General features: G+C 72.4%; 25 protein-coding genes and 1 pseudogene. 10 read left to right on the forward strand and 16 right to left on the reverse strand.

The window, feature by feature from the left end; all coding sequences use genetic code 11:
* Positions 1-2: 2 nt before the first annotated feature.
* From AC1DDU_RS03340 to AC1DDU_RS03365, 6 genes are read right to left on the reverse strand one after another with little or no spacing between them, the layout of a single operon-like run.
* Entirely contained in the window at positions 3-752 is a 750-nt protein-coding gene (locus AC1DDU_RS03340; RefSeq protein WP_477431207.1) for a RibD family protein, read from the reverse strand.
* The gene (locus tag AC1DDU_RS03345; protein ID WP_477431208.1) at positions 749-1,702 is read right to left on the reverse strand and encodes a lysylphosphatidylglycerol synthase domain-containing protein; all 954 of its coding nucleotides are present in this window, start codon (positions 1,700-1,702) and stop codon (positions 749-751) included. The genes AC1DDU_RS03340 and AC1DDU_RS03345 overlap by 4 nt, the downstream gene beginning before the upstream one ends.
* Positions 1,690-2,517, reverse strand: coding sequence for a small ribosomal subunit Rsm22 family protein (locus AC1DDU_RS03350; protein ID WP_477431209.1), 828 nt, complete (start codon positions 2,515-2,517; stop codon positions 1,690-1,692). Before AC1DDU_RS03350 ends, AC1DDU_RS03345 begins: the two co-directional genes overlap by 13 nt.
* The gene (locus AC1DDU_RS03355) at positions 2,514-3,530 is read right to left on the reverse strand and encodes a glycosyltransferase family 4 protein (protein ID WP_477431210.1); all 1,017 of its coding nucleotides are present in this window, start codon (positions 3,528-3,530) and stop codon (positions 2,514-2,516) included. Before AC1DDU_RS03355 ends, AC1DDU_RS03350 begins: the two co-directional genes overlap by 4 nt.
* A complete protein-coding gene (locus AC1DDU_RS03360; protein ID WP_477431211.1) occupies positions 3,527-3,922 on the reverse strand; it encodes a 6-pyruvoyl trahydropterin synthase family protein in 396 nt (131 codons plus the stop codon). The genes AC1DDU_RS03355 and AC1DDU_RS03360 overlap by 4 nt, the downstream gene beginning before the upstream one ends.
* On the reverse strand, positions 3,919-4,950 hold the full coding sequence (locus AC1DDU_RS03365) for a zinc-dependent alcohol dehydrogenase (protein WP_477431212.1): 1,032 nt from the start codon (positions 4,948-4,950) through the stop codon (positions 3,919-3,921). The genes AC1DDU_RS03360 and AC1DDU_RS03365 overlap by 4 nt, the downstream gene beginning before the upstream one ends.
* A 20-nt stretch (positions 4,951-4,970) precedes the next feature.
* Here AC1DDU_RS03365 and AC1DDU_RS03370 point away from each other — a divergent pair, with 20 nt between their 5' ends.
* Both AC1DDU_RS03370 and AC1DDU_RS03375 read left to right on the forward strand, forming a co-directional pair.
* Positions 4,971-5,723, forward strand: coding sequence for a CDP-alcohol phosphatidyltransferase family protein (locus AC1DDU_RS03370; RefSeq protein WP_477431213.1), 753 nt, complete (start codon positions 4,971-4,973; stop codon positions 5,721-5,723).
* Positions 5,724-5,727: 4 nt separating this feature from the next.
* Complete coding sequence (locus tag AC1DDU_RS03375; protein ID WP_477431214.1) at positions 5,728-6,132, forward strand: hypothetical protein; 405 nt, start codon at positions 5,728-5,730, stop codon at positions 6,130-6,132.
* 128 nt (positions 6,133-6,260) lie between these two features.
* On the opposite strand, the pseudogene AC1DDU_RS03380 reads toward AC1DDU_RS03375, so the two are convergent.
* From AC1DDU_RS03380 to AC1DDU_RS03425, 10 genes and pseudogenes are all read right to left on the reverse strand, one after another.
* Positions 6,261-6,845 (reverse strand): annotated as a pseudogene (locus AC1DDU_RS03380) (GAP family protein); the annotation flags it as partial.
* Positions 6,846-6,936: 91 nt separating this feature from the next.
* Complete coding sequence (locus AC1DDU_RS03385) at positions 6,937-8,166, reverse strand: Dyp-type peroxidase (RefSeq protein WP_477431215.1); 1,230 nt, start codon at positions 8,164-8,166, stop codon at positions 6,937-6,939.
* Positions 8,166-8,699: a copper chaperone PCu(A)C gene (locus AC1DDU_RS03390; RefSeq protein ID WP_477431216.1), complete on the reverse strand. Its 534-nt coding sequence runs from the start codon at positions 8,697-8,699 to the stop codon at positions 8,166-8,168. The genes AC1DDU_RS03385 and AC1DDU_RS03390 overlap by 1 nt, the downstream gene beginning before the upstream one ends.
* 34 nt (positions 8,700-8,733) lie before the next feature.
* Positions 8,734-9,324, reverse strand: coding sequence for a copper resistance CopC family protein (locus AC1DDU_RS03395; protein ID WP_477431217.1), 591 nt, complete (start codon positions 9,322-9,324; stop codon positions 8,734-8,736).
* A 116-nt stretch (positions 9,325-9,440) separates the two neighbouring features.
* Positions 9,441-10,055, reverse strand: coding sequence for a hypothetical protein (locus tag AC1DDU_RS03400; protein ID WP_477431218.1), 615 nt, complete (start codon positions 10,053-10,055; stop codon positions 9,441-9,443).
* Positions 10,056-10,126: 71 nt separating this feature from the next.
* Positions 10,127-10,870 (reverse strand): SDR family NAD(P)-dependent oxidoreductase, encoded by a 744-nt coding sequence (locus AC1DDU_RS03405; RefSeq protein WP_477431219.1) that lies wholly within the window; start codon positions 10,868-10,870, stop codon positions 10,127-10,129.
* An 18-nt stretch (positions 10,871-10,888) separates the two neighbouring features.
* Positions 10,889-11,737, reverse strand: coding sequence for a fumarylacetoacetate hydrolase family protein (locus AC1DDU_RS03410; RefSeq protein WP_477431220.1), 849 nt, complete (start codon positions 11,735-11,737; stop codon positions 10,889-10,891).
* 42 nt (positions 11,738-11,779) lie between these two features.
* Complete coding sequence (locus AC1DDU_RS03415; RefSeq protein ID WP_477431221.1) at positions 11,780-12,733, reverse strand: DUF4432 family protein; 954 nt, start codon at positions 12,731-12,733, stop codon at positions 11,780-11,782.
* Between the two features lies 1 nt (position 12,734).
* Positions 12,735-13,592: an SMP-30/gluconolactonase/LRE family protein gene (locus AC1DDU_RS03420; protein WP_477431222.1), complete on the reverse strand. Its 858-nt coding sequence runs from the start codon at positions 13,590-13,592 to the stop codon at positions 12,735-12,737.
* Positions 13,593-13,634: 42 nt separating this feature from the next.
* Complete coding sequence (locus tag AC1DDU_RS03425; protein WP_477431223.1) at positions 13,635-14,399, reverse strand: GntR family transcriptional regulator; 765 nt, start codon at positions 14,397-14,399, stop codon at positions 13,635-13,637.
* A 97-nt stretch (positions 14,400-14,496) separates the two neighbouring features.
* Here AC1DDU_RS03425 and AC1DDU_RS03430 point away from each other — a divergent pair, with 97 nt between their 5' ends.
* The 8 genes from AC1DDU_RS03430 to eno all read left to right on the forward strand — a co-directional run bounded on the left by AC1DDU_RS03430 (position 14,497) and on the right by eno (position 23,003).
* Positions 14,497-15,498 carry a substrate-binding domain-containing protein gene (locus tag AC1DDU_RS03430; protein WP_477431224.1) on the forward strand — a complete coding sequence of 334 codons (1,002 nt, stop codon included), beginning with the start codon at positions 14,497-14,499 and terminating at the stop codon, positions 15,496-15,498.
* Between the two features lie 62 nt (positions 15,499-15,560).
* Positions 15,561-17,075, forward strand: coding sequence for a sugar ABC transporter ATP-binding protein (locus AC1DDU_RS03435; RefSeq protein WP_477431225.1), 1,515 nt, complete (start codon positions 15,561-15,563; stop codon positions 17,073-17,075).
* Positions 17,068-18,081, forward strand: a complete 1,014-nt coding sequence (locus AC1DDU_RS03440) for an ABC transporter permease (protein WP_477431226.1) — start codon at positions 17,068-17,070, stop codon at positions 18,079-18,081. The genes AC1DDU_RS03435 and AC1DDU_RS03440 overlap by 8 nt, the downstream gene beginning before the upstream one ends.
* An 18-nt stretch (positions 18,082-18,099) precedes the next feature.
* A complete protein-coding gene (locus tag AC1DDU_RS03445) occupies positions 18,100-18,756 on the forward strand; it encodes an RraA family protein (RefSeq protein WP_477431227.1) in 657 nt (218 codons plus the stop codon).
* Between the two features lies 1 nt (position 18,757).
* The gene (locus tag AC1DDU_RS03450; RefSeq protein WP_477431228.1) at positions 18,758-19,597 is read left to right on the forward strand and encodes an SDR family NAD(P)-dependent oxidoreductase; all 840 of its coding nucleotides are present in this window, start codon (positions 18,758-18,760) and stop codon (positions 19,595-19,597) included.
* 27 nt (positions 19,598-19,624) lie between these two features.
* Positions 19,625-20,677: a mannonate dehydratase gene (locus AC1DDU_RS03455; protein WP_477431229.1), complete on the forward strand. Its 1,053-nt coding sequence runs from the start codon at positions 19,625-19,627 to the stop codon at positions 20,675-20,677.
* The gene (locus tag AC1DDU_RS03460; protein ID WP_477431230.1) at positions 20,674-21,726 is read left to right on the forward strand and encodes a phosphotransferase family protein; all 1,053 of its coding nucleotides are present in this window, start codon (positions 20,674-20,676) and stop codon (positions 21,724-21,726) included. The genes AC1DDU_RS03455 and AC1DDU_RS03460 overlap by 4 nt, the downstream gene beginning before the upstream one ends.
* Positions 21,723-23,003 carry a phosphopyruvate hydratase gene (gene eno / locus AC1DDU_RS03465; RefSeq protein WP_477431231.1) on the forward strand — a complete coding sequence of 427 codons (1,281 nt, stop codon included), beginning with the start codon at positions 21,723-21,725 and terminating at the stop codon, positions 23,001-23,003. Before AC1DDU_RS03460 ends, eno begins: the two co-directional genes overlap by 4 nt.
* Positions 23,004-23,024: the final 21 nt, after the last annotated feature.

Here is a 23,024-nt window from a genome sequence, read left to right on the forward strand (position 1 = left end):
GGTCACGGCACCGGGGCGGAGGCGGCCGTGCGCCCGGCGCCGGTGGCCGGCCCGTCTGCGTCAAGCGTGCCGAACCGCTCCGACAGGGCGTACCGCAGCAGCACCACATCGCCGATCTGGCACGCCTCCGCGAGCCGCGCGCGCCGCGAGGCGGTCCACGGGAAGGCTCCCGGCCCGACGGCACGGGGAGCCCCGGTCTCGCCGACGAAGAACGGGGCGACGACCAGGTGCAGCTCGTCGACGAGATCCGCCTCCAGGAACTGGGTGAGAACCTTGCCCCCGCCCTCGACCATGAGCCGGCGCACGCCGCGCCGCCCGAGGTCGTCCAGGAGCGCGGCCATCGTGACGCAGTCGCCGAGCCCGACGACGACGGCACGCTCGCCCAGCCGGGCCTGCAGAGCGCTCTCGCGGGCCTGCGGGCAGTAGACGATCCGCGGCGCGTCGCCCGTCGTGAAGAACGCGGCATCGGGAGAGAGCTCGCCCGAGGCGGTGACGGTGACCTTCACGGGCGAGTCGCGCAGCCCCGAGGACACCCGGTTCGCGCGGCGCCGGGCATCCCGCACCAGCAGACGCGGGTCGTCGCGACGCACGGTCGAGGCGCCCACCATGATCGCGTCGTTCTGCGCGCGCACCCCGTCGACGCGGTCGAGGTCGGAGGCGTTGGACATCGCCAGCCGGCGCGGCTCGGCGCTGTCGAGATAGCCGTCGATCGACATCGCGCAGCTGAGTGTCACGTAGGGTCGCTCGCTCATGCGGATCTCCTCCCCCCGATGATGCTCCTCCGGTGCGGCCAGCGGAAGCGGTCGCCGAGCAGCGCGAAGGCGCCCGGAGCGACCGCGACGAGGGTCAGCACCCCGAACGCGGTGGAGACCGCGACCCCCGCACCGGCGCCGAGCCCGACGAGCGCGAAGGCCGATGCGCTCACGGCCTCACGCGGTCCCCACCCGCCGACGTTGACGGGGATCGCCGCGGCCCCGAGCACCACGAGGGCGACGAGCCCGAGCTCTCGCGGGCCGGCGGACACCCCGGCGGCGAACCCCGCGACGATGAAGGTCGCCGCATGCGCCGCCACGACCACGACGGACGCGGCCGCGATGCCGAGCACCGTGAGCGGCCGGGCGAGCAGAGGGCGCAGCATCCGGTATTCGCGGACGATCGCGGCGCGGCCCCGGCGGCTGATCGCGAGGATCCCCACCGTCAGGACCGCGACCGCCGCCAACGCCGCGCCGATGCCGGCGAGCGGCGCGAGGGGCGAGGCGACGCCGGCGGCGAGCAGGATGACGAGGGTCAGCGCGACCTGAACGAGCTGGCCGGCGACGCGCTCGGCCGCGACGGCGCGCGCGGCCAGACCGAGGCGGTCCTGCTGCCGTCCCTGGTCGTACGCGCGGTGGACGTCTCCGATGACGCCTCCCGGAAGCACGCTGTTGAGGAACTGGGAGCGGTAGTAGGCGGTGAACGCCGTGCTCCACGCCAACGGCAGCCCGAACCCCGCCGACACGATCCGCCATCGCCAGGCCGCGGCGGCGGTGGCCACCGCGGCGAGCGCGACGGCGCCGAGGATGGCCTGCGGCGAGACGGCGGCGATCCCGCGCAGGAACGGCCCGACGCCGACCACGAGCGCTGTCGCCACGACGACCGCGACGCCGGCGGCGATGCGCACCGCCGTGCGCGCCCGCGGAGGGATGCGGTTCAGCGCGGCCATGCGAGGACGTCCTCGTGCCCCACGACGACCTCGAGCAGCCCCGCGGTCGCCTGCACGCGGCGGCGCTGGAGGTAGGCGTCGGCGGCGGCGGCGAGCTCCGGCCGTTGCTCGACCGCGGCGCCGACCCACCCGTCGAGCCATTCGGCGATGAGGGGCGCGTCCGCTCCGCCGAGCAGCCACGGCGTCGGAGCGGTGCGCACGTTCCAGCCCGCGTCGGCGAACAGGCCCGAGATCACGGCGACCGCGTCGGGCCCCAGCATCCGCCGCCCCTGAGCGTCGCGGCGCTGGTGGTCGTCGAACGCGGCGCCGATCGCCCGCTCGAGGTCGGCCTCGGCCTCCAGCGGCGGTGCCAGCCGCACTCCCCCGGTCACGCTGAGGCTGAACAGGGCCGGCGCCCCGGCCGCCACGCACGCCGCGACGATGCGCGCCGCCTCGTCGCGCGTGAGCACGTCCAGCAGAGCGGATGCCGTCACCAGCGACGCACCGCGGAACGCGTCGACCGGCAGCTCACCGAGGTGCGCCACGCGCACCTCCGTGTCGACCGGTCGCCCGGCACCGTCGACGGCCGACCGGAGATCGAGATGCGCGAGGATGCCGGCATCCCCGTCGTGCAGCACCCACCGCTGCGGACCGGGCAGTCGCGGCGCGAGCCACCGCGCCATCGCGCCCGTGCCCGCGCCGAGGTCATGGACGACGACCGGGCCGGTGGGCAGCATCCGCCGGGCATCGTCCGCGAGCTCGCCCGAGCGGGCGGCATCGTCGGCGGGCGCGCGCAGGGCGAGCCAGTCGGGAGTGGCGGTGGAGATCCCGGTCATGCCGCCTCCAACGCCCGGGCGACGCGCGTCACCGTGTCGGACCACCGCGGCAGGCGGGCACGGGCGCCGAGCGCCCCGCGTCGCAGCCGCGCACGGAGGGCGGGGTCGGTCATCCACGCGTCCATCGCGTCGGCGAGTGCGCCGGGGTCGTCGGGACGCACCAGGATCGCGCCCCCGCCCGCGACGGTGTCGGGGATCCCACCGACGTGCGTGCCGATGACGGGGATGCCGCGCGCCCGCGCGTCGGCGATCGCCATGCCGGCGCTCTCCACGCGCGACGGCGCGATGAGCACGGCGGTGCGGCGATAGGCGTCGCCGAGGTCCGACCCGCCCAGCACGCCGGTCAGCCGCACCCGGCCGCCGAACGCGCCGGCGCCACGGGCGATGGTCGTCGCGAAATCGCGGAACTGCTCCGCCGAGCCGACGATCGAGCATGTCCAGTCGGCGCGCGGCAGCCGCGCAAGCGCGGCGAGCAGCGTGTCCTGTCCTTTGTGCGGGGCGACCACCCCCACGCACAGCAGATTGCGCTCGTCCTGCGCGCGCACGACCGGCGTCGCCTCGCGCACGCCCGGGGCGGCCACGGTCACGCGGTCGGCGCCGGCCAGACCTCGCCGCGCGAGCTCGCCTGCGGTCCAGCGGCTCGTCACGACGACGCGGCTCGCGCACGCGAGGACGCGTCGCTCGGCCTCGACGGCGTCCGCCGGCGCGTCCGGGAACGCCGCGACGACCATGTGGGCGAGCACGACGACCCGCACCCGGGCCGCCGCCTCCTCGAGCTCGGCGGCCGCCCACCCCGCGGTCAGTCCGTCCACGAGCACGAGCGACCCTGCGGGGGCGGTGGACAGAGCGGATGCCGCCTCCCGGCGCCCCGTCGCCTCCACCGTCGACACGTCCCAGCCGCGCCGTCGCAGGCCGTCCCGCACATGCCGGTCGTAGACGTTGCCGCCGCTGACGCGCTGCGGATCGTCGACCCCTGCGGGGACGATCAGCCGTACGGCGGGCCGGGTGGTCACAACGCCACCTCGTACGAGGCCCAGGCGACGTGCGACTCGTGCAGTGTGATCGCCACGCCGGTGAGGTCGGTGCGCCCGGCCGCGCCCTCGCGGATGCGGGCGGCCAGCCGGTCGCCGATGATCTGACAAAGCCGTTCGGTGGTGGTGTTCACGCCCTGCAGGTCGGGCTCGTCGTCGAGATTGCGGTAGGTCAGTCCGCCGACGATCTCGCGGACCGCCTCGCCCGCCCAGCCGAAGTCGACCACGACGCCGTCGTCGTCCAGGGTGTCGGCGTGGAACGTCGCGTCGACGACGTAGGTCGCGCCGTGCAGGCGCTGCGCCGGCCCGAACACCTCGCCGCGCAGGCTGTGGGCGATCATCAGGTGGTCGCGTACGGTCAGGCTGAAGCTCATCGCGCAGTCCAATCGATCGTGTGGCAGAGATCGCCGGCGGTGCCGTCGGCCAGGGCGGCGGTGACGGCGGGCAGCTCCCGCCAGGTCGAGACGCCGCCGAGCAGGGCGTCGAACACCGGGTCTTCGAGCAGACGCAGCGCCAGGGCGCGCCGGTCCGCTGTGGTGCGGCGCGCGCGCCGGCTCGCGGCGACCTCGCCGACCTGACTCGCGCGGATGCCGAGGCGCCGCGAGTGGAAGTCCGCGCCCAGTTCGAGAGGCACGGCGCGGGCGCCGTACCAGCTCGCGACGATCACCTCGCCGTCGGTGGGGGCCGCACGCAGCGCGCACTGCAAGCCGCTGCCGCTGCCGCTGGCCTCGACGACGACGTCGGCATCGAGGGGCACCGCGGAGGGATCGGCGAAGGCCACCCCGAGAGCCTCAGCGACGGCCGCCTTGCCGGTGTCGATGTCGACCAGGGTCACCTCGACGCCCGGGATGCCGCGCGCCACCCCGGCGATCGCGCACCCGATCATGCCGGCCCCGACGACCACGACGCGATCGCCCACGCGAGGTGCGGCGTCCCACAGCACGTTCACCGCGGTCTCGACGGCGCCGGCGAGCACCGCGCGGCGCGGGGTGACGGCATCCGGCACCGGCGTCAGCGCCGCGGCCGGCACGACGAACCTCGACTGGTGCGGGTACAGCGCGAACACCGTGCGACCGTGCAGCGCGGCGGGACCGTCCTCGACCACGCCGACGTTGAGGTAGCCGTACTTCACGGGGAAAGGGAACCGCCCGTCCTGGAAGGGCGCCCGCATGCGGTCCCACTCCGATTCGGGGACCTCGCCGCGCGCGACGAGCGTCTCGGTCCCCCGGCTCACGCCGGTCCACAGCGTGCGGACGGCGGCCTCGCCCTCCGCCGGCGCGGGAAGGCGCTCCTGCCGGAACTCGCCGCGCCCGGGGCCGACAGTCCACCAGCCGATCGCGGCGTCCGGCGCATCGGGATGAACCGGGGCGGGTGTCTGCGTCGTGTCCCTGGTGACCGCCATGAGGAGAACACGGAGTGCGGATGGCGAAAGTTCAGTGGATGCCGTGGTGGTGGGTCGCGGGCGGACTGGTCGGGATGCTCGCGATCGCCGCCGTCACGCCCCTGCCGCCGGCGGCAGGGGCGGCGGGCGCCGCGTATCTCGTCGTCTCTTCGCTGCTGCTGTCGATCGGCCTCCGCCGCCGCCGCGCGGACCGCTTCGGCGCGGCGAACGCGGTGACGGCGACCCGGTCGATGCTCGTCGGGCTCGTCACGGCGCTGGTCGCGGCATCCTTCATCGCGATCACCTCGACGCCCCTGCTGGTCACGATCGTGGTGTGCGCGCTGCTCCTGGACGGCGTGGACGGCTACGTCGCCCGCCGCACCGGAAGCGTGAGCGAGCTGGGCGCCCGCTTCGACATGGAGGTCGACGCGTTCCTGCTCCTCGTGCTGTGCGTGTACGACGCGCGATTCGTCGGCTGGTGGGTGCTCACGATCGGCCTCATGCGCTACGCCTTCGTCGCGGCGGGGTGGGTGCTGCCGTGGATGCGCGCCGCGCTGCCGTTCCGGTACTGGCGCAAGGTGGTCACCGCCGTGTGCGGCGTCGCGCTGACGATCGTCGCGGCGCAGCTGCTGCCGCCCGTCGCGGACGTCGCGATCGCGATGGCGGCGCTGCTGCTGCTCGTGGAGTCGTTCGGTCGCGACCTCGTGTTCCTCATCCGGGTGAACCGCACCGGCTCCGCCGTCGTTTCCCCCGAGAAGGCTTCGACCGTCTCGCCTCCGGAAGAGAGCAGGTAGGACCATGAACTCGACCAGCAGCCCCGTCCTGTGGACATTCAGGATCCTCAGCGCGATCGCCCTGCTCACGGCAGGCGGCATCCATCTGTATCTCGTGTTCAACGGGGTCGGCGGCCTTCTCGGCGTGCTCTTCGTCCTGAACGCGATCGGAGCGCTGGTGCTCGGGATCGGGATGCTCGTGCTGCGCGGCCGGCTCCTCCAGCTGGCGACCGTGCTGAGCCTGCTGTTCCTGATCGCGACGCTCCTCTCGCTGATCCTCGCCCTCACCGTGGGACTGTTCGGCATCACCGAGACGTGGGACTTCACGCTGGTGCCCGAGACGGTGATCGTCGAGTCCATCGGCATCGTGCTCCTGGGCATCACGACGGCGATGGTGCTGCGTCGCCCGGCCGTCCAGCCCGCGAGCTGAGCAGGCACGGCGCCGTGACCCGCCGGGGAGCGGGCGCGGTCAGCGCGTGAGCAGCTGCACGGCGCCACGCCGACGAGGACGACGCCGATGCCGAGCAGTGCGATGCGCAGCACGAGTCCGGCATGCGTCACGAGGTAGTCGCGCAGCCGTCCCAGGGTGGGACGCACGCGATTCTGGCCGATCGCGTACGCGATCACGAGCCCGGTGACGGCGGATCCGGCGATGATCGCGAACACCGCGACCGTGACGCCGCTGAGGACCGGCTCCAGCGGTGCCGTCCCGATCGCGAGCCCCGCCGCCACCGTGAGCAGGATGCTCTTCGGGCGCACGTTGAGCAGCACGCCGAACCCGAACGAGCGCACGGGGGTCAGGTTGTCGGCGGCACTCGCGAGCGTGGGCCGGTCGGCCGGGGGCGCGGCGTCCGTCCGGCGCCGCGCGAGGATCCCCGCCGCGACGATCAGGCACACCCCGATGCCGATCTCGGCGATGTGGATCCACGGCGGCGGATCGTCGCCCGACTGATGGGGCAGCAGGCTCGCGCCGAACGCGAATCCCGTCACCAGCAGGGCCACGCCCAGCACCGACCCGATCGCGAACGGGATGCTGCGCGGCAGCGGATCGGGCGCCAGCAGAAGCAGCAGCACCACCGCGATCGGGACCACGCTCAGCGCGAGGGCGACCGCAAGCGGAATCGTGTACCAGAGAACCGACATCGCACCCCCTCGCCGCCCCGTCCCGATTCTGCACCGAAAGCGCGTGCGGATGGTCCAGGAGGCGCGGGGCGGCCGCAGGAGCCGGCGTGCCTCAGGAGAGCAGGGTCTCGCCGATGTACCCGCCCTCGCGGCACCCGGGGGGAACGGCGAACACGGCGGACCCGATCGGCACCGTCCACTGGTTCAGCAGGTCGAGCTCGTCCAGCCGGCGCTGGATCGGGGTGAACTGCCGGTCCACATCGGCCTGGAACGCCACGAAGATGAGCCCCGCGTTCGAGATCTCCCCCGGCGCGGGCGCGTCGTCGTAGTTGTACGCCCGGCGGAAGATCCGCTCGCCCGCCCGGTCGCTGCGCGCGCGGCGCAGGTGCGAGAACTCGGGGATGACCGGGAACCCGATCGCCGTGGTCGCGGCGAAGTCGGGTTCGTCGAACTCGTCGCTGCCGGTCAGCGGAGCGCCGGTGGACTGGAACCTGCCCAGCGCCTGGTCGCGACCGCCCCGGTCGAGCCGGTCCCACGTGTCGAGGTCCATGCGGATGCGGCGCACCACCATGCCGGTCCCGCCGGTGAGCCATCCCTGCGTGCTCCACACCACCTCGTCGAAGTCGGCGGTACCCGGGGCGGGGTTGCTCGTGCCGTCGACCTGCCCGAACAGGTTGCGCATCGTGGTGCCCGGCCTCACCGAGCCGTGCGCGCGGCGGAAGCCCTGCTGGCTCCAGCGCAGCGCGGCGAAGCTGCGGGCATCCTTCAGCAGCATGCGCGACGCGTGCGCGACCGTGAGCGGATCGTCGGCGGCGACCTGGATCAGCAGGTCGCCGTCGGTGAACTCCGGCTGCAGCCGGTCCACCGTGAACGCCGGGAGCGGCCGCAGCCAGCCCGGCGCATCGCCGTCCGCGCGGGCGACGAACCCCGGTCCGAACCCGAAGGTGACGGTCAGCCGCGCGGGCGCGACCGCGAGCTCGGGCTCCGAATCCGCGAGCGCACTGCGCCCCTGGGTGAGGCGCGCAGCGTCGTCGGAGAGGATCCGCATCATCCGTCGGAGGCCCTCGCGGTCGGTCTCGGCGTGCAGGTCGAGCGCGAGGAAGACGCCGTGGGCCTGCGCGTCGGTGTCGATCCCCGCCTGGTGGGCGCCGTGGAAGGGCACCGTGACGTCCCCGTTGAGGGGGACGGATGCCGCCGCCTCGGCGGCGACGGGAGGGTTGCGGACGACGTGGTCGATGCCGACCGCCGCAGCGGCGCCGACGCCGGCGACAGCGCCTCCGAGGAGGAACTGCCGCCGGGTCGAGCTGCGGCGGCCGGGACCCTTGTCCCGGCCGGCGGTCATCAGTGATCCATCTCGCCGTCGTCGGAGCCCTGGTAGTTCTCGTTCGCGCCGGAGTAGTCCTTCACCGGGGCGGTGAACTCGAACGTCGAGTCGTCGGAGAACGTGAGGGTGACGGTGACCTCGTCGCCGGCGCGGAGCGCCCCGGTGAGGTCCATCAGCATGATGTGGTCGCCGCCCGGCTGGAGGTGGAGCGCGCCGCCGGCGGGGATGACGAACCCTCCGTCGATCTCGCGCATGACCATCTCGCCGGACTCGTTCTCGACCGTCTCGTGCAGCTCGACCATGCCCGCGGCGTCGGTGGTCGCCGAGACGACGGTGACGTCGTGCTCGCCGTCGTTGGACAGCTCGCCGAACGCGGCGGACATGCCCTCGTCGGCGGACTTCACCCACGCGTCGCCGATGGTGATCGCGTCTGCGGCGACGGCCTCATCGGCGGCGGGTGCCGCGGGCGCGGCGCAGCCGGTGAGGGCGACCGCAGCGGCGGCGAGGAGGAGCCCGAGGCGGACGGTGGTGTTCTTCTTGGTGGTGATCACGGGATCGCCTTTCACAGGATTCCCGGCATCCGACTCAGTGATCGGGTGTGCCGGCGTCGGCGGGGTCTTCCCGCCGGCGGAGGTGGAATCGGACCAGCACGAGCGCCGCGATCGCGAGGATCGCTCCGCCCGCGCCGATGAGGACGACGCGCAGAGCGCCGTTCTCCTGTGCGGCCTGTGATTCTGGACTGTCTGGTTCCACCGCCGCACCGGACGCGGCGGCGTCAGGGGCGGGGTCGCGGACGAGGGGTTCGCCGTCGCCGACGGTGAACGGGATGATCCCCGAGATCGGATGCCCGTCGGAGGACACCACCCGCCACCGCAGCTCGTATCCCGCTGCGGGCATATCGGGCAGCACCGGCACGGTGACCGAGTTGCCGTCGATGACCGGAGCGGATGCCGCCCAGTCGACGCCGTCGGCATCGGCGATGACGACGACCGTCCCCATCGTCAGCACGTCGGCGGAGAACTGCAGCGACACCTCGGTGGGCGCCGTCGACAGCACGTCGTCGACGGCGGGTGAGCTGGCGACCAGCTCGTCATGGGCGGATGCCGGAGCAGCCGCGGTCAGCACCGCGAACACCGCTACCGCCATCCCCGCCGCGATCACGCGGAGACGGGTCATGGGAAACCTCTTCCTCGACGCCGCCCGCCGTGGACGGCGCAACAGTCTGGCGCCGTCCACGGCGTGGACGGCAGGAAGCCTCGCACGCTCGCGACCGCGAGCGGAGGCGCAGAGAATCAGACCGCGAGGAGTGCCGGCGGGCCGCGCCGGGCGAGCGAGGAGGGGAACCATCCCAGCGACGCCGCGACCAGCGCGGGAGCGCCGACGCGCACGAGGCGACGCGGAACCGGAACGAACGCCATGGTGAGGGCGACGAGACGTCGGCGCATCGCGTCCACGACGTCGACCGCGAGGGCGAGCAGGCGCCGGACGACGCGCTCACCGCGATACAGCAGGGCGATGGTGGCCACCGCGGCCACCGCGTGACCGACCCACATCGAGGCGTCGGAGGACGGCATCCCCGTCATCGGCCCTGCCGCATCCAGCAGCGCGTGGTGCTCGTGCAGGCCGGGACTGGATGCCGTCGACGACGACGGACCCAGCAGTCCCAGGACGAACAGCCCGTGGAACAGGAACTGGCTCGCGATGACCGCGAGCGACAGCCGCCACAACGAGAGCGAGCGCCCTGCCAGCAGCGTCGAGACCGCGACGGCGAGCACCCAGGGCACGACGATGCCCACCCAGCCCGGCATCGCCCCGCCGCCGGCGACGTGCGACAGCAGCGCCACGAAGGTGGCCACCGATGCCGCCGCCACACCGCGAACGACGCGGGGCGTTCTGGAGCGGGCCATGGCTCCATTCTTGCAGGCGGCGGCGAGGGCGCCCGCCCGGCACAGCCGAGCGGGCGCCGCCCCCCGCGGCGTCAGTGCGCGATGTAGAGCGCCTCGATGCCGGCGTCGACCGAGAGCGAGACCCCGTTCGTGGACTGCGCCCGAGGACTGGCGAGGTACGCGATCGCGTCGGCGACCTCGTCGGCCGTCACCAGTCGTCCGTGCGGCTGACGGCCTTCCAGCTGCGTCCGCTCGACGGCGGCGTCGGGCGACGCGTCGAGGAGGCGCTGCACCCAGGGCGTCTCGGTCGTGCCGGGGCACACCGAGTTGAACCGCACGCCGTCGGCGAGGTGGTCGGCGGCGAGCGCGCGCGTGAGGGAGACCACCGCGCCCTTGCTCGCGGTGTACACCGAACGGTTGGGGAAGCCGGTCAGGGCGACGGCGGAACCCACGTTTACCACGCTCGACGGGCTCGAGCGGATGAGGTGCGGCAGGGTCTCGCGGATCACGCGCACCGCGCCCATGACGTTGATGTCGAACACGCGCATCCACTCCGCGTCTTCGGAGTCGACGATGGAGCCCGCAGCGCCGATGCCCGCACAGTTCACGACGACGTCGATCCGCCCCCACTTCGCGACGACGCCCTCCACCGCTCGTGCGATGGAGGCGGGATCGGTGACGTCGACGGTCCACGACACCGCGCCCTCCACCTCCGCGGCGTCGCGGTCGAACACCGCGACGCGAGCCCCCTCCCTCGCCAGGCGCTCAGCCGTCGCACGGCCGATCCCCGACGCACCGCCGGTCACGATCGCGACCCGGTCCTCGAACACGTCCATGATGCTGTCCTCTCGCACTCAGACGACCGGCACGGCCGCGACGGCGCGCTGACGCTGCCGCCCGAGACCCTCGATCGCGATCTCGACCGTGTCACCGTCGGCCAGGTAGGGGAACCGACCCGAGAGGGCGACGCCCTCGGGGGTCCCGGTGAGGATCACGTCTCCCGGCTCGAGCAGGGTGTGCATGCTCAGCCGGGCCACGATCGTGGCGACGTCGAAGATCATGTCCGACGTGCGCGAGTCCTGGCGCGGCTCGCCGTTGACGAAGCTCTGGATCGCCAGGTCGGAGGGATCGGCATCCGTCACCAGCCACGGTCCCAGCGGACAGAAGCCCGGCGCGCCCTTGCCCTTCGACCACTGCCCGCCCGAGATCTCGAGCTGCCACGTGCGCTCGGACAGGTCGTTGGCCACCGCGTAGCCGGCGATGTGCGCGAGCGCCTCTTCGGGCCCGGAGAGCTGCCACGCGGCCGTGCCGATCACGATCGCGAGCTCCGCCTCCCAGTCGACCTTCGACGTGCCGACCGGCAGCGGCACCGCGTCATCCGGTCCCACGACCGTGTGCGACGGCTTGAGGAACACCACCAGATCGGTCGGCGGCTCGCTGCCGCCCTCCCGGGCGTGGGCCGCGTAGTTCATGCCGATGCAGTACACCGCGCCCGGGCGGGCGACCGGGGCACCGAACCGGATGCCGTCGACGTCGGTGATCTCGGGGAGGCGACCTGCGGCCGCTTCCACGGCGGCCACCGGGTCGGCCGACAGGAATGCCCCGTCGATGTCGGCGGTCAGCGGGCGCAGGTCGCGCAGTCGGCCGTCGATCTGGGCGACCGGGATCTCGCTTCCCGGTTCGCCGATTCGTGCAAAGCGCATGGTTCCTTCTTCGTGTCGGTGCGCCCGAAGGCGGCGGGATGGTCAGTCCGCGTCGCCGAGTGCGACGCGGGTCAGTCGGGTGGTGGTGCTGACGGTCGCGCCGGGCGCGATGCCGGCGCCGGTTCCGCCGCGCGGACGGCCGTCGGATGCCGCGCCCTCGCCGGGCAGGATGTTGGCGGGTTCCACGGCGACGGCGTAGAGCCTGCGGAACCACGGCCACCCGCTCCCGGCGTTCGCCTCGATCCAGAACCACGCGTGCGGCAGCACCCCGGCATCCCAGCTGAGCGTGATCCCGAACCCGCGCGTCGGGCTGCAGAACGTGACCTGCGCCTGGTCGAGGTCGGTGAGCGCCGCGAACAGCGACGCCCCCGATGCGGGACCGGGAAGACGGATGCTGCCCGCCACGGGCCCTGCCGTCAGCAGCGCGCCCGGCAGCCCGACGACGTCGGGCGATGCCAGCGTGCCGGGGGCGTCGGCATCCGTCACCATCGCCCCCGCGGTCGTGACGACGTAGCTGCTGTCGTCGAGGAACGGGGCGCCGAACGCCGGATGCTGCACGATGCGTGCCTGCACGGGATCGGGCGAGAGGTTGGTGATGTCGTCCACGACGACGAGCTCGGCGCCGTGGAGGGCGATGCGGCGCGCCAGGTGCAGCGGCGCGGTGGCCAGCGTCGTCTCGAGCTCGCAGGCGTCGGCCGATCGCGACACGACAGTCCACGACGCGATCGCCGCCTCGCCGTGGAACCCCTGCCGCACCCCGTCGTGGGTGCGCTCGGGACCGGCGTTCGGCGTCAGCAGCTGCCAGCCGCCCGGGTACCCGGCGAGGAACTGCGCCATCGAGTCGGCGCCCGGGAGGACCCGTGGCCCCGCGAGCCGGGTGGGCGAGACGGTGAGCACCGGCGTCGCCGTCTGCAGGTCGGTGAGCTGGAGGATGTCGGCGCCGCGCTCGGGGGCGATCTCGACCTCGAGCAGCTCGTTGGCGAGGGTCAGCGGCACGTCAGCCTCCGAACGGCGTGCTCGCGCGGCCGGTGGCCCCGAGGTCCGTGATCCGGAACACCGACCCCGCCGCCGGGTCGTCGGCGATGCCGAGCCCCGCCGACGTGACCCAGAGCTCGTCGAGCTCCGGGCCGACGAAGGCGCACGACGTGGGCTGGGCGGTGGGGATCGCGATCGTGCGGACACGGTCGCCGTCCGGAGCGAACTCGTGCACGGCGGCACCCGCGAACTCCGCGATCCACAGGTGCCCACGGGTGTCGAGGCAGAGCCCGTCAGGGTAGCCCGAGAACTCGCCGGCGCCGATGAGGACGGTCGGGGTGGGATCGATCGTGCCGCGCGCGGCATCCCATGCGAAGCGCAGCACCTGCCGAGCCTGCGTCTCGACGAGGTAGTACGCGCCGCGCTCGAGGTCCCAGTCCATGCCGTTGGGCTGGGTGAGGCCGTCGAGCACGAGCGTGGCGTTCCAGTCGGCGTCGAGCATCCACAGCCCGCCCGAGCCCTCCGCGAAATCCTCGGCGCAGCTGCCCGACCAGAACCGGCCGTCGGGCGACACCTTGGCATCGTTCATACGGACCCCGTCGCCGAGGCAGTCGACGCGCCGCTCGAGCGCGCCGGAGGCGTCGAAGCCCGCGAACCCGCTCGCGACCGCGGCCACCACGCCGCCGCCGGCGCGCTGCGCGACGGCGCCCACCATCTCGGGATACGTGGTCACGGCGGTCTCGCCGGTCGCGGGATCGGTGCGCAGGATCTCGCCGGGGATGATGTCGACCCAGTGCAGGATGCCGTTCGGGGCGTCCCACACCGGTCCTTCTCCGCACTCGGTGCGGCGGGAGACGACGACAGCAGGATCTGAGGTCATGACGGACTCCTTCGTCCAGTTTCGGGGGGGGTTCGCGAGGGCCTAGGACACGAAGTAGTCGGGATACTCCCCGCGGAGGCGTGACGTGTCGCCGAGGATGCGATGCGAGTGCTGGTGGATGACGGCCATGCCGGCCACCTCGTCGCGCGTCGTGATCGCGTCGACGATGGCCTGGTGCTCCACGGGCAGCTCGGCATTGTCGATCGCCGCGCTGAGGTTCATGCGCCGCAGGCGGTCCAGGTGGACCTTCATACCGCGCACGACCTCCCACAGGTGTGGAACACCGGCGAGCGCGAACACGAGCTGGTGGATCTGCTCGTCGGTCTCGAAGAACGCCTCGATGTCGCGCCGCTCGAAGGCCTCGCGGTTGAGGTCGACCATCTGCTGGAGCTCCGACGGGTCGATGGCCTCGAGGCCGATGGCCTGGCGGAACGCGCCGGTCTCGAGCGAGCTGCGCACGAAGACGGCGTCGCTGACGTCGCGCATCGAGATGGGAGCGACCTTGCTTCCCACCTGCGGGACGATCGTGATGAGCCGCTGGTCGGCGAGCCGGGTGAACGCCTCGCGCACCGGAGCGCGGCTGACGTTGAGCCAGGACGCGACCGCCGGTTCGGACAGCGGCGCGCCGGGTTCGAGGCGGAGGCTGCGGATCGCCTCCCCCAGCTCTTCGTACACGTAGTCGGAGATTCGCCCCCGCGAGTCCGGGGTGTAGCCGGGCGCCCCACGCGTGGGCTCGAGCGCGTCGAGGGGGCTGCCGCGGTAGCCGTTGCGACCGCCGCCTCCCTGCGGATTCTGTAGTGCCGTCATCGTGTTCCCATCTTCGCGAACGATTCCGAACCTGGACTTGCACACTAGTATACAAGTGTTTATGCTGGCCGCAATCATCGCAAATCAAGGGAGATAGATGATGCGCACATCCAAGGTGTTCACCGCAGCAGCAGCCGGCGCCGTGGCGCTCGCGCTGGCGCTCACGGGCTGCTCGTCCGGATCGTCCGGCGGCGACTCGGCGGCCGCCGGCGACGACGCGGTCAAGGTCGGCCTGATCATGCTGCAGGGCGACACGTACTTCCAGGGGATCCAGTCGGGCCTCGAGGAGGCCGTGCAGGCCGACGGCGGCTCGGTCGTCACCGGCCTGTCGAACAACGACCCCGCGACCGAGAACCAGGTCGCGCAGAACATGATCCAGGCGAAGGTGGACGCCGTCCTCATCCAGCCGACGGCGGACGAGGCGTCGCTGGCCACCATGCAGGCGATCAAGGATGCCGGCATCGCCCTCATCTGCTACGGCAACTGCATCGGCGCCACGACCGACCCGAAGCTCGTCGACGGCGTGATCCAGTCCGACAACACCGCCCTCGGAACCGGCACCGGAGAGGTCGCGGCCGCGTATGCCAAGGACGAGCTGGGCGGCACCGTGAACCTGGCGATCCTCAACTGCGACATCGCCTCGGCGTGCAAGCTGCGCAAGAGCGGCTTCCTCGAGGCGCTCGACGCGGCCGGCGTCACCGTCAATATCCTCACCGACCAGGAGGCGTACCTGGTCGACAAGGCGACCCCGGTGACCTCCGACATCCTCACCGCCAACCCGGACGTCGACATGATCTGGGCTTCGAACGAGGGCGGCACGGCCGGCGCCACCATCGCCGTCACACAGTCCGGCAAGAAGATCCCCGTCTTCGGCACCGACATCTCGACGCAGCTCGCAGAGTTCGTCACCGCCGCCGACGACGTCCTGCAGGCCACCACGGGTCAGGACCCGGTCGGAACCGCGCAGGGCGCATACGAGATGGCCAAGAAGGTGCTCGCCGGAGAGAAGAACGACCCGCACAGCGTCGAACTGCCCGGCATCGTCTACGACCGCGCCAACCCGGCCACGACGGAAGAGTTCGTCGCCGCGCAGAAGTAGTCCCGACCCAGCAACCGGCGGCGGGGCGGGACCACCGCCCCGCCGCCCCCAGGGAAGATCACATGACTGAGATCAATGACGATGTCCTTCTCGAGTGCCGCGGCCTGACGAAGCGATTCGCCGCGGTCACCGCCCTCGACGGCGTCGACTTCGCCCTCCGGCGCGGCGAGGTCCGGGCGCTGCTCGGCAAGAACGGCGCCGGCAAGTCCACGCTCGTCAACCTCATCTCCGGTTCGCTCCAGCCCGACGGCGGAGAGATCCGGCTCGCCGGTGAGCCGGTGCACTGGTCCAGCCCCAAGGCGGCCCAGGCGGGCGGCATCGCGGTGGTGCACCAGGAGTTCAGCCTGGTCCCCGGACTGTCCGTCGCGGAGAACATCACGATGGGCCGGTGGCCGAGGCGTCGCGGCTTCGTCAACGTCGCCGCGATGCGCCAGACGGCGCGGCGCAGCCTGGGCCTGCTGGGCGTCGACATCCCGCTCTCGACGATCGTGGGCACCCTCCCCCTCGCAGACCAGCAGCTCGTCGAGATCGCCAAGGCGCTGGTGGACGAGCCCAAGGTGCTCATCCTCGACGAGCCGACGAGCGCGCTCAACGCCCACGAGGTCGAGGGGCTGCTCACCCTCATCCGGCGCCTGGCCGCCGGCGGGGTCGCGGTCATCTACGTGTCGCACCGCATGAAGGAGATCCCGCTCGTCGCCGACACCCTGACGGTACTGCGCGACGGGCGCCACATCGCCACCGACGAGGTGGCGAAGCTGTCGTCGCGCCGCGTCGCGGAGCTCATCAGCGGCGACGAGGACATCTCCGCCGAGCTCGAGCACCGCGACCGGCGGGACGCGCCGGTGGTGCTGCGGGTCGAGGACCTGACCGTCCCGAACCGGCTCGCCGGGGTGACGCTGTCGCTGCACGAGGGCGAGGTGCTCGGCATCGCCGGCCTCCTCGGCTCGGGCAGGACCGAGCTGCTCGAGTCGGTGTTCGGGCTGCGTCACGACGCCGAGGGGCGCGTCGAGGTCAGCGGCACGCACATGCCGCGCCGAAGTCCTCGCCGACTCCTGGCGCAGCGGGTCGCCTATACGTCAGAGGACCGCAAGGGGTCGGGCATCGTCCCGCTGCTCGGCGTCGGCGAGAACCTGCTGCTGACCGCGCGCGGGCGCGTGCTCCCCCGGTTCTGGCTGCGCGCGCTCAAGGAGGTGCGGCTGGTCGGCGAGTCGATGCAGGCTCTGTCGATCCGCGCGTCCTCTCCCGCCCAGGAGATAGGCACGCTCTCCGGCGGCAACCAGCAGAAGGGCGTCATCGGCCGCGCCCTCACGGCTCAGATGCGGATCCTCCTCCTGGACGAGCCCACGCGCGGCGTCGACCTCCACGCGAAGGCGCAGATCTACCGCCTCATCCGGGGCCTCGCCGACGACGGCGTGTCGTCGATCTTCGTCTCGTCCGAGCTCGAAGAGATCGCCGAGGTGTGCGACAGGGTCCTCATCCTCCGCGACGGCCGCATCCACGAAGAACTCATCGGGCGCGAGGCCACCGCCGAACGCATCCTCGCCCTCGCCATGCGACAGGAAAACGAGAATGACTGACACCACCACCACCGAGACCCCGCGCACGGAGAGCGCGACCTCCGGCCCGGTCGCCCGGACGCTGCGCCGCATCGTCGGGTGGGACGGCTTCGGCCTCCTGCTCGTGTTCATCGCGCTCTACGTCGCGCTCTCGCTGCTCGCGCCGGACTTCCTCACGGCCGCCAACCAGCTGAGCATCCTGCAGAACGCCGCCTTCTTCGGCATCGTCGCCTTCGCGATGACCCTCGTCATCGTGTCGGGCGAGATCGACGTCTCGGTGGGCTCGATGGCGGCGCTGTCGTCGTCGCTGATCGGCGTCTTCGTCATGAAGCAGGGCATCCCGATGTTCATCGCGGTCTTCCTGGTGCTGGGCATCGCCGCGGTCATCGGCGCATTCGCCGGCGCCATGCGGTCGTACTTCGGCGTGCCGACGTTCATCTCGACGCTCGCGCTGTACCTGGCCCTGCGCGGCCTCGCCCAGCTCATCACGAGCAACTTCCCGATCCCGATCCCGGCGGGCGACTTCTTCTACTGGGGCTCCGGCCGGATCCTCGGCATCCCGGTCGCCGCCATCTACTTCGTCGTGATCGGCCTGATCGTCGGGCTCGTGGCCCGGCGCACCGTCTTCGGCCGGTCGATCTACGCAGTCGGCGGCAATGCGAAGGCGGCGGGGCTCTCCGGCATCCCGGTGCGCCGCATCAAGATCCTCGTCATGATGATCTCGGCCATCGTCGCCGCACTCACGGGTCTGCTGCAGAGCGCCCTGCTCTCCTCAGGCAACAGCACGATCGCGGTCGGGCTCGAGTTCGACGCCATCGCCGCGACGATCATCGGCGGCGCGGCGCTCACCGGCGGCAAGGGCACGATCGTCGGCACGAGCATCGGTGTGCTGTTCATCGCGGCGCTGCTCAACGGCATGGTGCTGCTGAACGTCAACCCGTACGCGCAGCAGGTCGTGCGCGGCGTCGTGGTCCTCATCGCCGTCCTCGTCAACGTGTGGCGCTCGCGCCGCTCGGCGATCGCCTGATCCCCCGGAGAAGAACCCTTGCAGACAGACATCGAGCGCTTCGAGCTCATCCGCACCCGCCTGTACACCGCGGTCATCGGCGACATCATGGACAGGCTCGGCAGGACCCACCAGTTCCTGCCGCCTGAGATCCGTCCGCTCACGCCCGACATGCGGATCGCCGGCCGCGCCATGCCCGCGCTCGTCGGCGACGTCTACGGCCTGCCTGCCAAGCCCTTCGGCCTGCTGACCGAGGCGCTGGACCAGCTCGAGCCCGGAGAGGTCTACATCGCCCCGCGCACGACGACCCCGGTCGCGATGTGGGGCGAGATCCTCACCGCGACGGCGCAGCAGCGCGGGGCGGTCGGCGCTGTCGTCGACGGGTTCCACCGCGACACCGTGCAGGTGCTCGGTCAGGGCTTCCCCGTCTTCAGCCACGGCAACTACGCGCAGGACTCGTCGGTGCGCACGGTCGTGCGCGACTACCGGACGCCCGTCGAGATCGGGGGCGTGCGGGTGCGTCCCGGCGACCTCGTCGTCGGCGACATCGACGGCGTGCTGATCGTGCCGCAGGAGATCGAGGACGAGGTCGTCGAGGCTGCGCTCGCGAAGGCCTCGACGGAGAATGTCGTGCGTAAGGCGATCGACGCGGGCATGAGCGCGACCGAGGCGTTCGCCAGCTACGGAGTGCTCTGACATGGGCGCGGAAAGGCAGGCCGCCATGGGCGAGGCAGGGCGGATCCACGAGGGCCGGGTCGTCCTCGTCACCGGCGGGTCGCAGGGCATCGGACGCGGCATCTCCGAGGTGTTCGCCGCGCAGGGCGCCGCGGTGGTCGTCCACGGTCTCACGCAGGACTTCGTGGACGAGACCGTCGCGGCCATCCGCGATGCCGGCGGCCGGGCGACCGGCGCGTTCGGGCCGATCGACGACCCGCAGACCAGCACGGATGCGGTGGATGCCGCACTCGCCGCCTTCGGAAGGCTCGACCATCTCGTGACGGCCGCCGGCATCCAGACATACGGCGACGCGGTGTCGACCTCGGTCGACACGTGGGACCGCACCTTCGCCGTGAACGTGCGGGGCGTATTCCTCGCCGCACACGCGGCGCTGCCTCACATCCGTGCGCACGGCGGGAGCGTCACCCTCATCTCCTCGGTGCAGGCCACAGCGACCCAGGAGTCCGTCGTCGCCTACACGGCGAGCAAGGGGGCGCTGAACGCACTGGCCCGCGCAATGGCGGTCGACGAGGCCGCGTACGGCGTGCGGGTCAACTCGGTCGCGCCGGGCTCGGTCGACACCCCGATGCTGCGCCGCTCCGCGGCGCTGTTCTCCGAGGGCACCCCGGAGGCCGTCGAGCAGACGATCGCGACCTGGGGTTCGGCGCACGCCCTCGGCCGCGTCGCGCAGCCGCAGGAGATCGGCGAGGCGGTGTCGTTCCTCGCGAGCGACCGCGCCAGCTTCGTCACCGGCGCCGAACTGCGCGTCGACGGCGGCCTGCTGGCCCGCATCGGCGCCGCCCTCCCCACCAGAGACTGACCCGAACCCCTCGAGAGGACGCATCCCATGATCAGACTGAGCGAGTTCCTGCCTCCCCGCCCCGAAGCCTCGTGGAAGCTCATCCGGCAGGTCGGCGTCGACAACGTCGTCGGTGTGCTCAACGGCGCCGAGCAGGACCAGCGCATGTTCGCATCCGTCGGCGCCGGCGGCTGGAAGGCCGACGACCGCGACGAGGTGCCGTGGAGCGAGAAGGCCCTCGCCCACAACATCGAGGTCTATCAGGACCACGGCTTCCGCCTCGTCGCCACCGAGGACACCGCGCCCATCGACAAGGCCCGCATGGGGCTCGATGGCCGCGACGAGCAGATCGAGCACGTCATCGAGCAGGTGCGCGCGATGGGCCGGCTCGGCATCCCGACCCTCGCCTACAACTGGATGGCACTGTCGAGCTGGGGGCGCACCGACATCGCGATCGAGGATCGGGGCGGCGCCCTGGTCACCGGGTACCGCAAGTCCGACACCGACGACATGCCCCGGCTGGTCGAGGAGGGCGAGGTCACCCGCGAACAGATGTGGGACGCGTTGGCGTACTTCCTCGACGCCGTCGTCCCCGAGGCCGAGGCCGCGGGCGTGCGCCTCGCGATGCACCCCGACGACCCGCCGCAGCCGTTCGACCGCAACCTGCCCCGCATCATGAGCTCCGTCGAGGCATTCCGCCGGCTGCTGTCGCTGCACCCGTCCGAGGCGAACGGCATCACGTTCTGCCAGGGCAACTTCGCGCTCATGCCCGAGGTGCTCGACCGCACCACGTCGATCCCCGACCTCATCCGCGAGTTCGGCACCGAGCGGATCCCGTTCGTGCACTTCCGCGACGTGCGGGGAACGCCGACGGAGTTCCAGGAGACGTTCCACGACTCGGGTCAGACCGACATGCCGGCGTGCATGGAGGCGTACTGGGAGATCGGGTTCGAGGGTGCCATGCGCCCGGACCACGTACCCACGCTCGCCGGGGAGTCCAACACGCGACCCGGATACGAGACACTCGGACGCCTGTTCGCCATCGGGTACATCCGCGGGCTCGAGCAGTCGGCGTACGGGCACCCGTCCGCACGATCGTGAGCACACGCATCGCGCCCGGCCCGGGGGGCGTGTCCGCGCAGGTCGCCGATACGGCGGCCTTCGCGGGCACCGACGGCACGGCGGCAGCGCTCGTCCGGATGGGCCTGCTCACCCCGGGTGAGGAGTTCGAGAGCCAGGCGCTGACCGGCGGGGTGTCGTCCGACATCCACCTGATCCGCACCGGCAGCCGCGCGTTCGTGCTCAAGCGCGCACTCGAGAAGCTGAAGGTGGCCGCCGACTGGCGCGCTCCGCTGGACCGGGTCGCGTCGGAGGCCGCCTGGCTCGAGTACGCCGGCGGGGTGGTCCCGGGGTCCTGCCCGCGGGTGCTGGCCTTCGACGGCGAGACCTTCACGATGGCCCTGGAGTACCTCGACCCCGGCGTCCACCTCAACTGGAAGTCCGAGCTGCTGGCGGGTCGGGTCGATCCTGAGGTCGCGGCATCCGTCGCGTCGCGCCTCGGCCGCATCCACGCGGCGTCGGCGAGGCAGCCCGAACTCGCCGACCGGTTCGCCAACGCCGATCTGTTCGAGTCGCTGCGCATCGAGCCGTATCTCGTGCGCGCAGGCGCGGCCGTTCCTGAGGCGCGGGAGCCGCTCGGCCGCATCATCGCCGGTCTCCGCGAGACGCGGATCGGCCTGGTGCACGGCGACGTGAGCCCCAAGAACATCCTCGTCGGCGGCGATCCGGTGCTGCTCGACGCGGAGTGCGCGACGTGGGGCGACCCCGCCTTCGACGCCGCGTTCTGCCTGACGCACCTGACGCTCAAGCGCCTCCACCTGCCCGCTCATGCCGAGGCCCTCGCCGCCGGCGCGCGCGAGTTCGAGAGCGCGTATCTCGCCGAGGTGGATTGGGAGGACCAGGATGCCGCTGCCTCTCGGATCGCACGGATCGTCCCTGCGCTCCTCCTCGCCCGGGTGGCCGGCGCCTCCCCCGTCGAGTACCTCGACGACGCGTCGCGCGCGGTCGTCCGAGACATCGCGATCGACGCGCTGCGCACCGGCACTCCCGCTGACGCCTTGATCACCGAACGAGAGGAGGCATCCCGATGAGCGATGCCATCACCGCCGTCATCGCCCGCCGTGTCTGGGACTCGCGGGGCCTGCCCACCGTCGAGGTCGAGATCGCGACCCGGTCGGGTGCGATCGGTCGCGGCATCGCCCCCGCAGGCGCCTCGACCGGAAGCCGCGAGGCTCTCGAGCTGCGCGACGGCGGCGATCGCCTCGGCGGCAAGGACGTCACGCGCGCGGTGGCCCTCGTCACCGAGCGCGTCGCCCCGGCGCTCGTCGGCATCGACGTGCACGAGCAGGCCGCCGTCGACGAGGCGCTCGCACGGCTCGACGCCGGCGACGCAGGTATCGGCGGCAACAGCACCACGGCGGCCTCGCTGGCCGCCCTGCACGCCGCCGCCGCGAGCCGCGGCATCCCGGCGTGGGCGGTGCTCGACGCGCGGCCGCGCCACATCCCGCGCCCGCAGATCCAGATCCTCGGCGGCGGCGCCCACGCGGCGCACCGCACGGCGGTCCAGGACTTCATGGTCATGCCGCTGTCGGCGACGACGATCGCGGACGCCTTCGTGCACGTCGCCGAGGTGTATCGCGCCGTCGGCGAAGTGCTCGCGGCACGCGGCCCGCGCCGCGGCGTCGCCGACGAGGGCGGGCACTGGCCGGAGGTGACCGGCACCGATGATGCGCTCGACGTGCTCGTCGCGGGCATCGAGCGCGCGGGCCTCGTGCCCGGGGTCGACATGGGCATCTCGCTCGACATCGCGGCGACGCAGTTCGCCACCGGCACCGGGTACCGTGCGAACGGACGCGACTACAGCACCGCCGAGTGGATCGACGAGCTCACGCGCCTCTGCCAGGCCTACCCCATCCTCACGTTGGAGGATCCCGCCGGCGAAGACGATGCCGAGGGCATGCGGCTCGCAGTGCAGGCGACCGGCGACCGAACGCTCGTGGTCGGCGACGACTACCTGGTGACCGATGCCGACCGCGTGATCGCTGCGGCGGCGGCGGGGACGGTCGAGGCGGTCCTGATCAAGGTCAACCAGATCGGCACGGTGTCGGGCGCGGCCCGAGCCGTCGAGGCCGCCCGCGCGGACGGCCTCGCGGTGATCGTCTCGGCGCGCTCCGGCGAGACCGAGGACGTGTCGGTCGCGCACCTCGCGACCGGCTGGGGCGCCGACATCGTGAAGGTCGGCTCGATCACCCGCGGCGAGCGTACGGCGAAGTGGAACGAACTCCTCCGCATCGACGACGCGCTCGGGGGCCTCCCGCTGGCTCCGCTCGCCTCGGCGGCACGCCTCAGCGCCGTCGGCAAGGCGTGAAGTGATGGGCGCGGACGCCGC

This window comes from Microbacterium sp. 05T445, from assembly GCF_056395865.1.

What these genes read in the sequence shown, in the direction of transcription:
- AC1DDU_RS03340 (WP_477431207.1), bottom strand. Translation starts at nt 752, where the DNA reads ATGAGCGAGCGACCCTACGTGACACTCAGCTGCGCGATGTCGATCGAC.
- AC1DDU_RS03345 (WP_477431208.1), bottom strand. Translation starts at nt 1,702, where the DNA reads ATGGCCGCGCTGAACCGCATCCCTCCGCGGGCGCGCACGGCGGTGCGC.
- AC1DDU_RS03350 (WP_477431209.1), bottom strand. Translation starts at nt 2,517, where the DNA reads ATGACCGGGATCTCCACCGCCACTCCCGACTGGCTCGCCCTGCGCGCG.
- AC1DDU_RS03360 (WP_477431211.1), bottom strand. Translation starts at nt 3,922, where the DNA reads ATGAGCTTCAGCCTGACCGTACGCGACCACCTGATGATCGCCCACAGC.
- AC1DDU_RS03365 (WP_477431212.1), bottom strand. Translation starts at nt 4,950, where the DNA reads ATGGCGGTCACCAGGGACACGACGCAGACACCCGCCCCGGTTCATCCC.
- AC1DDU_RS03370 (WP_477431213.1), top strand. Translation starts at nt 4,971, where the DNA reads ATGGCGAAAGTTCAGTGGATGCCGTGGTGGTGGGTCGCGGGCGGACTG.
- AC1DDU_RS03375 (WP_477431214.1), top strand. Translation starts at nt 5,728, where the DNA reads ATGAACTCGACCAGCAGCCCCGTCCTGTGGACATTCAGGATCCTCAGC.
- AC1DDU_RS03385 (WP_477431215.1), bottom strand. Translation starts at nt 8,166, where the DNA reads ATGACCGCCGGCCGGGACAAGGGTCCCGGCCGCCGCAGCTCGACCCGG.
- AC1DDU_RS03395 (WP_477431217.1), bottom strand. Translation starts at nt 9,324, where the DNA reads ATGACCCGTCTCCGCGTGATCGCGGCGGGGATGGCGGTAGCGGTGTTC.
- AC1DDU_RS03400 (WP_477431218.1), bottom strand. Translation starts at nt 10,055, where the DNA reads ATGGCCCGCTCCAGAACGCCCCGCGTCGTTCGCGGTGTGGCGGCGGCA.
- AC1DDU_RS03405 (WP_477431219.1), bottom strand. Translation starts at nt 10,870, where the DNA reads ATGGACGTGTTCGAGGACCGGGTCGCGATCGTGACCGGCGGTGCGTCG.
- AC1DDU_RS03410 (WP_477431220.1), bottom strand. Translation starts at nt 11,737, where the DNA reads ATGCGCTTTGCACGAATCGGCGAACCGGGAAGCGAGATCCCGGTCGCC.
- AC1DDU_RS03420 (WP_477431222.1), bottom strand. Translation starts at nt 13,592, where the DNA reads ATGACCTCAGATCCTGCTGTCGTCGTCTCCCGCCGCACCGAGTGCGGA.
- AC1DDU_RS03425 (WP_477431223.1), bottom strand. Translation starts at nt 14,399, where the DNA reads ATGACGGCACTACAGAATCCGCAGGGAGGCGGCGGTCGCAACGGCTAC.
- AC1DDU_RS03430 (WP_477431224.1), top strand. Translation starts at nt 14,497, where the DNA reads ATGATGCGCACATCCAAGGTGTTCACCGCAGCAGCAGCCGGCGCCGTG.
- AC1DDU_RS03435 (WP_477431225.1), top strand. Translation starts at nt 15,561, where the DNA reads ATGACTGAGATCAATGACGATGTCCTTCTCGAGTGCCGCGGCCTGACG.
- AC1DDU_RS03440 (WP_477431226.1), top strand. Translation starts at nt 17,068, where the DNA reads ATGACTGACACCACCACCACCGAGACCCCGCGCACGGAGAGCGCGACC.
- AC1DDU_RS03450 (WP_477431228.1), top strand. Translation starts at nt 18,758, where the DNA reads ATGGGCGCGGAAAGGCAGGCCGCCATGGGCGAGGCAGGGCGGATCCAC.
- AC1DDU_RS03455 (WP_477431229.1), top strand. Translation starts at nt 19,625, where the DNA reads ATGATCAGACTGAGCGAGTTCCTGCCTCCCCGCCCCGAAGCCTCGTGG.
- eno (WP_477431231.1), top strand. Translation starts at nt 21,723, where the DNA reads ATGAGCGATGCCATCACCGCCGTCATCGCCCGCCGTGTCTGGGACTCG.